General features: G+C 55.9%; 5 protein-coding genes and 1 CRISPR repeat array. All 5 genes read right to left on the bottom strand.

Going from position 1 to position 8,358, the window contains the following annotated elements; all coding sequences use genetic code 11:
• Window positions 1-192: 192 nt before the first annotated feature.
• The 5 genes from EXR70_24235 to EXR70_24255 all read right to left on the bottom strand — a co-directional run bounded on the left by EXR70_24235 (window position 193) and on the right by EXR70_24255 (window position 6,701).
• A complete protein-coding gene (locus EXR70_24235; GenBank protein MSP41606.1) occupies window positions 193-1,185 on the bottom strand; it encodes an IS5 family transposase in 993 nt (330 codons plus the stop codon).
• A 561-nt stretch (window positions 1,186-1,746) separates the two neighbouring features.
• On the bottom strand, window positions 1,747-3,651 hold the full coding sequence (locus EXR70_24240; protein MSP41607.1) for an ATP-binding cassette domain-containing protein: 1,905 nt from the start codon (window positions 3,649-3,651) through the stop codon (window positions 1,747-1,749).
• A 95-nt stretch (window positions 3,652-3,746) separates the two neighbouring features.
• Window positions 3,747-4,694, bottom strand: a complete 948-nt coding sequence (locus tag EXR70_24245) for an ABC transporter substrate-binding protein (GenBank protein ID MSP41608.1) — start codon at window positions 4,692-4,694, stop codon at window positions 3,747-3,749.
• A gap of 10 nt (window positions 4,695-4,704) precedes the next feature.
• A complete protein-coding gene (locus tag EXR70_24250; GenBank protein MSP41609.1) occupies window positions 4,705-5,652 on the bottom strand; it encodes an ABC transporter substrate-binding protein in 948 nt (315 codons plus the stop codon).
• A gap of 59 nt (window positions 5,653-5,711) precedes the next feature.
• Entirely contained in the window at window positions 5,712-6,701 is a 990-nt protein-coding gene (locus tag EXR70_24255; GenBank protein MSP41610.1) for an ABC transporter substrate-binding protein, read from the bottom strand.
• A gap of 141 nt (window positions 6,702-6,842) precedes the next feature.
• Window positions 6,843-7,664: direct repeats of the CRISPR family, unit length 29 nt; unit sequence CGGTTCATCCCCGCGCGTGCGGGGAACAC.
• The last annotated feature ends 694 nt before the right edge of the window (window positions 7,665-8,358 follow it).

Genomic DNA, 8,358 nt, shown 5'->3' on the forward strand with positions numbered 1-8,358 from the left:
AGGGCACCTCTTAAAACTCGGTTGTGAAGTTGTTGTTAGTCTTTGCACAAGATTTGTCTTCACAAAATAAGCCGATGCACGTCCCGAGGCGGCAATCGATCTATTCTGACGCTCAGTTTGGCTGGCTTGCGTTCGTTTTGCGGCATTTTCACTCCCGCCATCGTACGTCCGGTACTTTTGGCCGACCTCTCCCTAGCTTGTTCGGCCAAACCGTATAAGCTGCTCGAACCGAAACATGTTGTAGGTCAGGTTGATCAGTCCGATAATCCCCGCCGCTCTTATCGTTCCGATGGATCGGATGAACGATCCGCCAAGACTGTTCTCGATAAAACCGAACACATGCTCGACCCGTACGCGCACTTTGGACTTCTCCCGATTGCGTTCTTTCTCTTCATCGGTGAGCGGTTTATTTCGGTACGCGCGTTGATGAATCTGGTTCTCCACGCCGATCTTTTCAAGAGCCTTGGCAATCGGTTCTCCCGCATAGGCGCTGTCGGCGTAAAGCGGTTTGCCTTTGTCGCTTTCCCCCATCAACGGTTCGGTCTGTTGCGAATCGTGAACGCTGGCAGCGCTTACCGTGTACTCGGTGATGATCTTGCTTTTCTCATCGACTTTGACGTGATCCTTGTAGCCAAAATGACTCTCGCCGTTTTTCTTGGTCCACCGTGCGTCGGTATCTTTTTGCGCGATCTTAGGAGCGTTCTCTTCGCTCTGCCAATCCTGTGGAATCCCATCCGTTTTAATAGTCGCGTTTTCCTCTCGACTGTTGCGCTGGCGCGGCACATCGACAAAACTGGCGTCGATGATCGATCCCTGGTTCAGGATCAATCCCTGTTCTCTCAGATGGTCCCTAAACGTATCGAACAAGGGCTCCACCACGCCGCCCTGAGAGAGCGCGTTGCGAAACGCCCATACCGTCTTTTCGTCGGGTACGTCGTCGGCCAGCGTGATAGCGAGAAAATTCTGCACCGATAAGCGATCTTTGATCCAAAACTCAACATCGGCATCTGAAAGGTTATAGATTCGCTGGACGATGAGTATCTTGAACATGAAGACGAGATCGAACGGTGGCCGGCCACCGGGACCTTTGGCTTGTTTAGCGAAGCTCTTTTCAAGGATGGGACGAAACAACTCCCATTGCATCACCGTGTTCAGCCGCTTGAGGGGATCGCGGTGTTTGACCAACTCAGCCCGTCGGTATTCTTCGTCGAAAAAACCCTTCTCTTTCTTTCGTCTTGTCTGTTTACTCATCCGGCTCCTCACTTCACGATTGTTGCGCTTCACCTACTATGAAAAACCAAATCGCAATCTTGTCAACTCTGCCGCCCAAAATAGGTCGAGTTTCTAGAGGTACCCTAAAGTCTTTCCGCTGTGACGTTGTCAAACAACCAGAGGGCAGGCAGCGATCGGAGATTGATCGAGAGGCGGATGCGTTTTCGTGGGGACCACTCTCGCCTTTCTCGATGCTGCGTACGCCGTTTAGAGGTTCGATCCCCAATTTACCCACTGGTTATAATCACGCCACATTCTTCGCAGCGATACCGAACCACATTGCCACCAGCTGTCGCTACTGTTTCGAAGTCGTAGCGCTTCGTACCACTGCTGTCGAAACATTCGGGACAATAACCATCGCCCAATTCGTCGGCGGACAGGGTCAGATGACAATGCTTGCAGCGCACCGTGCTTTTGCGCTCCGGGATCAGTTCGAGAGTTGAATGTTTGCACGAAGCCATTGGTCTGCGTTGATTAATTATTCGTACTTGAAGTCGTCGACTCCAGCTCTTGCCAGCGGCCGTAGCAGGCTTCGAGTTCGATTTTCACCGCTTCGATTCGCTCCATGGTTGTCGTGATTCTGTCACTGCCCTGGCGATAAAAATTCGCTTCGCCCATGCGCGCGTGCAATTCGCTCTGCTCGCTTTCCAGCGCTTCGATCTTGCCGGGCAGCGCTTCCAGCTCACGTTGCTCCTTGTAGCTGAGCTTGCGCGGCTTGTCGCTGGTATTGCCATTTATCGCCGGTGTTCGCACAGACGGCTTTTTTACGTCGACGCTGGGTTCGGGAATCTGCCGCTGATAGCGCTCCCAGTCTTCGTAGCCGCCGGCGTATTCGTTAAAAGTCCCGTCGCCTTCGAAGACCAGCGTGCTGGTGACGACGTTGTCGAGAAAAGTTCGGTCATGGCTGACTAGCAGCAGCGTTCCTTCGTATTCAGATAACAGCTCTTCCAATAGTTCCAAGGTGTCGACGTCCAAATCGTTGGTCGGTTCGTCGAGCACCATCATGTTCGCCGACTGGGTAAAAATCTTCGCCAGCAACAAACGATTGCGCTCGCCACCCGACAGCGCGTTGACCGGTGAGTCGATGCGCTGGGGCGGAAAGAGAAAGTCTTTGAGATAGCCGATCACATGGCGTGAGCCGCCGCGCACCGTCACGAAATCCGAGTCGCTGAGATTTTCTCGGACCGTTTTCTCACCGTCGAGCAGCCGGCGATGCTGATCGAAGTAGGCAACCTGCAAGCGCGTGCCGAGCACCACGTCGCCGCTGCTCGGCTCCAATTCGCCGAGGATCAATCTTAGCAGCGTGCTTTTGCCCGAACCGTTGGGACCGATGATGCCGACGCGGTCGCCGCGATGAATTCGCGTCGAAAGTCCGCGGATGATGCTCTTGTCAGCGTAGCTAAAACACACGTTGCGCAAATCGACCACTAGCTTACCGGAGGCGGCGCCGGCGTCGATGCTGAAGCGCGCTTTGCCTTGGGCGTCGAGGCGTTGCGCTTTTTCTTTGCGCAGCGCTTGGAGCTCGCGCACCCGGCCTTCGTTGCGCGTGCGCCGCGCCTTAACGCCGCGGCGAATCCAGACTTCTTCTTCGGCGAGCTTCTTGTCGAACTTCGCCGACGCCCGCTCTTCGATTTCCAGCAATTCGTCTTTCTTCTGCAGATAGCGATCGAAGTCGCCGGGGAACGACGTGAGTTTACCGCGATCCAGCTCGACGATACGCGTCGCCAACCGGCGCACGAAGGTGCGATCATGGGTGATGAACATGAGCGCGCCTGGAAAATTCAGCAGATATTTTTCCAGCCAAGTGATCGCGTTGATATCGAGATGGTTGGTCGGCTCGTCGAGCAGCAGTAAATCCGGCTCGCTCACCAACGCCCGCGCCAACATCACTTGGCGCCGAATGCCGCCGGAACAATCAGCCAGGCGCTTGTCTTCGAGCAGATTCAAGCGCGTGAGGACGGTTTCGACTTTCTGATTGATGTTCCAGCCGTCGAGCGTTTCGATGCGGTTTTGCAGCTGGGCCAATTGACGCAGCGAATCGTCGCTGGCCAATTCGGGATGAACAGTTAGATTGTGATATTCAGCCAACAGCGAACCCAACTCGCCTAGGCCGGCGGCCACCACCTGGAAAATCGTTTGATCGGTGTCCGGCGGCACCTCCTGTTCGAGATGGGCGATGCGCATGGTGTCGCCGTGCCAAGCATCGCCTTCGTCCGGTATCAAGGCGCCAGTTATGATGCGAAACAGCGTCGTCTTTCCCTCGCCGTTGCGGCCGATGAGACAAACCCGCTCGCCGGCGTCGATCTGAAACTCGGCGTGATCGAGCAACGGTACATGGCCGTAGGCGTGGGAAATATTATCGAGATGAAGTATCGACATCGAGACTTGGCGTGCACCTAACCAGGAGAAAAATTCGAATGAACGATATTACCCTAGTTTAAGGCCGAGACAAAACCGGGGCATTCGGTAGAGCTTTAGCGCAGGATCTCGTCGATCAAAGAATTGTCGAAGAACTCCTTGGCGTCAGAGCTCTTGGCTTTGGGATGGTCGAGGTAACGCAGCAGGTTGGCGTAGCTACGTTCGTCGACGCGCAGGGTTGGTGGAAACTGTTCGCGGTAAAACTCGAAGGACGCTTGGAGGATCGCCTCGTCATTGACGCGGGCATACTTGCGCATGACTTTCTTGCTCGCTGCGCCGTCTTTTTTTGCCAATGCCAATCCCTCGCTGAAAGCGCGCAGGAAATTTACCGCCAGCTCGCGAGTTTTGGCGCCCTTCAACCACGACTCGCGGCTACCGATGGCGACGTTAGGAAATAATCCGTATTCGCTTTTGCCTAATTGGCTGAGCTGCTTGAAGCCGGCCTGTAAAGCGAGTTGATTTGCCGGATAGCCCAAAATGGCGCAGTCGACTTTCTTGCCAAGCAACGCGGCCAGCGCTTCGGCATTGCCGCCGGTTTGAATAAACAGCGCGTCATTGGGCCGCAGCCCGGCCAATCTCAGCATCATCAAGGCGGCAAAGTGCGTTGTCGTGCCGAAGCGGCTGACCGCGATGGTCTTGCCTTTGATATCGGCCGGCGTTTTGATCTCAGGTTTGGCGTAGCCGTCGGTGGTCATGACGCCGCCATGGGCACCGATGGTGATCAAATCGCCGCCGGCGAAACGATTGAGCACGACACCGCCGCCGCCGATCAGGCCGATGTCGTATTGCTTGGCCGCCATCGCTTGGACGATGGTGCTGGAACCGCCGACAAACAGCGGCGTCACTTCCAGGCCGTATTTTTGAAACAACTTTTCTTCAACAGCGATCCAGAACGGCACGGTACCGCCGCCGATGGGAGAAAACGGCACGATCAGCTTGTGCAGCTCCTGGCCATGGGCTACGCCGGCGGCGAAGAAAATAAAAAGTGCGATTCGCCGGATCATCGCGGTCGTATCACAGCGGACTCTTGCCCCACAGCTTGGTAAAGAAACCTTCGTCGAGCAGTTCTTGAGTTAAACTGTTGTCGAAGAACTGTTGCGGCTTGGCTTGTTTGGCTTTGGGATTGGTGCGTCCGATTTCATTGAGCGTCACTTGGAAACCGGCGGCTTTGACAAACGGGACTTTTTCCATGAACTCATGGCCGTACTTGATGCTGCCGTCGAGGATTTTTGGATCGTTGATCTTAGTATACTTCGCGAAGATGGCTCTGGTCTCAGCCGGGCGATTGTAAAAAAAATGCACCGCCTTGCCATAGGCGCGCAAGAAAGCTTTGGCCTGCGGCCGCTTGTCTTTGAGGAAACGCTTGGTGGTTGTCAGGGTCAAGTGAACGAACGGAATTTCGTCCTTGGCAAGATTGGCCAGCACCTTTGCTCCTCCCTGTTCGGCGATATGGACCATCGGATAAGACATCGGTGCGGCGACGATGATCTTTTTGGAGAGCGCCGCGGCGATCTCCGGCATACCCCCTATTTGAATAAAGGCCACGTCCTTATGGGCTTCGAGTCCGTGCTTACCAAGAAACATGCGCATGCCGAAATCGGTGGCCGCGCCAAAACGAGAGACGCCGACAGTTTTTCCCCTGAGGTCACTTACGGTTTTTATCTCCGGCGCAGCCATTACGTAAAAGGGCACGATATTAACCGTGGCGCCGATGGCGACCAAATCGGCGCCCTGAAGTCCGGAATCGGCGATCACTTGACTATTTTGCGCGCTGATAACGATGTCACCCGCCAGCGTTGCTTTGGCGGCAATGGGCGAACTCGCGATGTAGATAGTATCGACGTCCAACCCTTCTTCTCTGTAGAACCCGGCGTCGTTCATGATCCAGAACGGCGCATTGAAAGCGCTCACCGCGGTCCAAGCGATGACCAGCTTCTGCGCTTGCGTCGGCGATAAGTTCACTATAAGCACGAAGAGTGCAGTGGCGCATCCCAAAACGAAACCACGAACACGAATTTCTTTCACGGCGCCCTCCCCCAAAGTTTCACAAAGAACCCTTCATCGATCAGTTCCTGCACCAAGCTATTATCGTAGAACTGTTCCGGTTTGGCGCTTTTCGCCTTGGGATTTTTCTTCGCAATGTCGTCCAGCGTCACTTGAAAACCGGCGGGTTTCACCAGGGGGACTTTCTCGATGAAATCGTAGCCGTAGAGCAGACTGCCGTCGAGCATGCCTTGATCTTTGATCTTGGTGTATTTGGTAAAGATCGCTTTGGTCTCTTCCTTCTTGGTGTGCATGAAGTGCACGGCACGGCCGTAGGCACGCAGATAAGCTTTGGCTTGAGCGCGCCGCTCGCGGATAAATTTACGCGTGGTGGTCACGCCGACGTGGAGGAACGGAATATTTTCTTTCGCTAGATTGGCCAAAATATGCGCCCCGCCCTGTTGCGCGACATAGGCCATGGGCTGGGAAAATGCCGAAGCATGCACGGTACGTTTGCCCATCGCCGCGGCGATCTCGGGCAGCCCGCCGATCTGAATCAGCGGCACATCTTTCACCGGCTCCAAGCCATACTTGGTCAAGAACATGCGCATGCCGACATCGCCGGACGAGCCGAAACGCGTGACGCCGACGGTTTTACCTCTCAAATCGGCGATAGTTTTGATTTCCGGTGTGGCCATGATGTAAAACGCCACGACGTTGGTGATGCCGCCCATCGCCACCAAATCGCCGCCTTGCAAACCGACATCGGCGATCACCTGGCCGTTGGCCGGAGAGATCATCACCTCGCCGGCAAGCGTCGCCTGGGCCACGGTGGACGAACTGGGAATATAAACTAGCTCGGTATCGATCCCCTCTTGTTTGGCGAATCCGGCATCCTGAATGATCCAGAAGGTCGCGTTGAGCGCGCTGATCGATGAATAAGCCTGCACGAACTTCTGCGCCAGCGCGGCGCTCGGCAACCACAGCAGCGAGAGCGTGACCAAAATTTTCGCGATTCGATTCGTCATATCCGTCCTATCCGACCGATCCGTCCGATTCTTTCCAGCAGTGGTACCGGCAGCTCACTCGGCTGTCAAGCCGCACACTTTTCTCTTGCAACCCAAAGAGAGCTGTCCTATGTTCCGGCTGAAACGGCCTTGACCCTCTATCGGTTCATCCCCGCGCGTGCGGGGAACACGAAACGTCTCTCAGCGAGAAATCGCCGACGCGCGGTTCATCCCCGCGCGTGCGGGGAACACTTGTGATTTTTGACTGTGCGATTAGCGATGGGCGGTTCATCCCCGCGCGTGCGGGGAACACGGCAAGCTCGGCCTGGGTCCAGCCACGTTTTTCGGTTCATCCCCGCGCGTGCGGGGAACACCCAAAGAAGGAAACTGCGCAAGCGCTTTGTTGCGGTTCATCCCCGCGCGTGCGGGGAACACTTAAACGGCGACCAGCGAGTGACAACCACGAGCGGTTCATCCCCGCGCGTGCGGGGAACACGAGGCCAGCAATTTTCTATCGGTTGGTGTCGGCGGTTCATCCCCGCGCGTGCGGGGAACACTTAGGAGCGTTATGAGCGAAGATAAACTCTGCCGGTTCATCCCCGCGCGTGCGGGGAACACACATTGGTTTTGCTTGGTCGACCCGCTCCAACCGGTTCATCCCCGCGCGTGCGGGGAACACAGCGCCGCCGATAACGGTAACGGCAATCAAACCGGTTCATCCCCGCGCGTGCGGGGAACACAATTGTCTCTATACGATGATACCTCATCACGGCGGTTCATCCCCGCGCGTGCGGGGAACACGCCGTCCTTCACACCGACACCGCCCAAATAAACGGTTCATCCCCGCGCGTGCGGGGAACACTCCCAGCCAGTTTTGCGCGCAAGCTCCTGCTGCGGTTCATCCCCGCGCGTGCGGGGAACACTGCGGCCAGACCGGTCACGCCGGCAACTACCCCGGTTCATCCCCGCGCGTGCGGGGAACACGGCACGCCCTGCGCATGGAGCTTCTTGACGATCCCCTTGCGCGAAAGGCTCATGGCTCGCAGGTACCACTGCTTTGCGTGCGCGAAGTCTGGTGTTGCATCGGGTTTAAATTCATCATCAGGCCACAACGGGATGACGACAACCGAGTCCTCACCTAGCCGGGTCTGGGCCATCAGAGTGCGGTGCACTCCGGGTTCATCCTCGTCGTAAAGAACAAACCTTGCCGGGTCATTCCAAGAGGAATCGTCCGGCAGGCCAATAATCGCCTGATGCGCCTGTCCGTGTAGTGCAATTATTTTTCCGTCACTGTTCAACAAAGCTTTGTCGAGCCGATCTCGTAGTGAGTCTGGCGCGTCCACTTGTTCCTCGTAGACTGCTTGCACCAAGGTGTCGATCTCGTCTGGGATCTTTAGATCTTGTCTCGTGTGCAACAAGCTCCATGTACGTAGCAATATATCTTCGCGGTACACAGCGCCCCACCAAAGAGGTTTTCCAAATGTGACGGGCTCGTCGCCCGCAAGCCCCGCGACTAAAAGTGTCGGCTGGGTGTTGGCGCTGACGCCGATTTGACCCAACCTGCTGATTTTGACTGCCCCATCGTCAACCTCTGAAAACCCATAACCATCAACAGTTTGTAGAGCATCCAAGGGGGTCATTGAATTCCGGCACGCTGGGTCAATTTGGCGTCAGCGCC

Source organism: Deltaproteobacteria bacterium (assembly GCA_009692615.1).
Lineage (GTDB): Bacteria > Desulfobacterota > Binatia > UBA9968 > UBA9968 > DP-20.

What these genes read in the sequence shown, in the direction of transcription:
- EXR70_24240 (MSP41607.1), bottom strand. Translation starts at nt 3,651, where the DNA reads ATGTCGATACTTCATCTCGATAATATTTCCCACGCCTACGGCCATGTA.
- EXR70_24255 (MSP41610.1), bottom strand. Translation starts at nt 6,701, where the DNA reads ATGACGAATCGAATCGCGAAAATTTTGGTCACGCTCTCGCTGCTGTGG.
- EXR70_24245 (MSP41608.1), bottom strand. Translation starts at nt 4,694, where the DNA reads ATGATCCGGCGAATCGCACTTTTTATTTTCTTCGCCGCCGGCGTAGCC.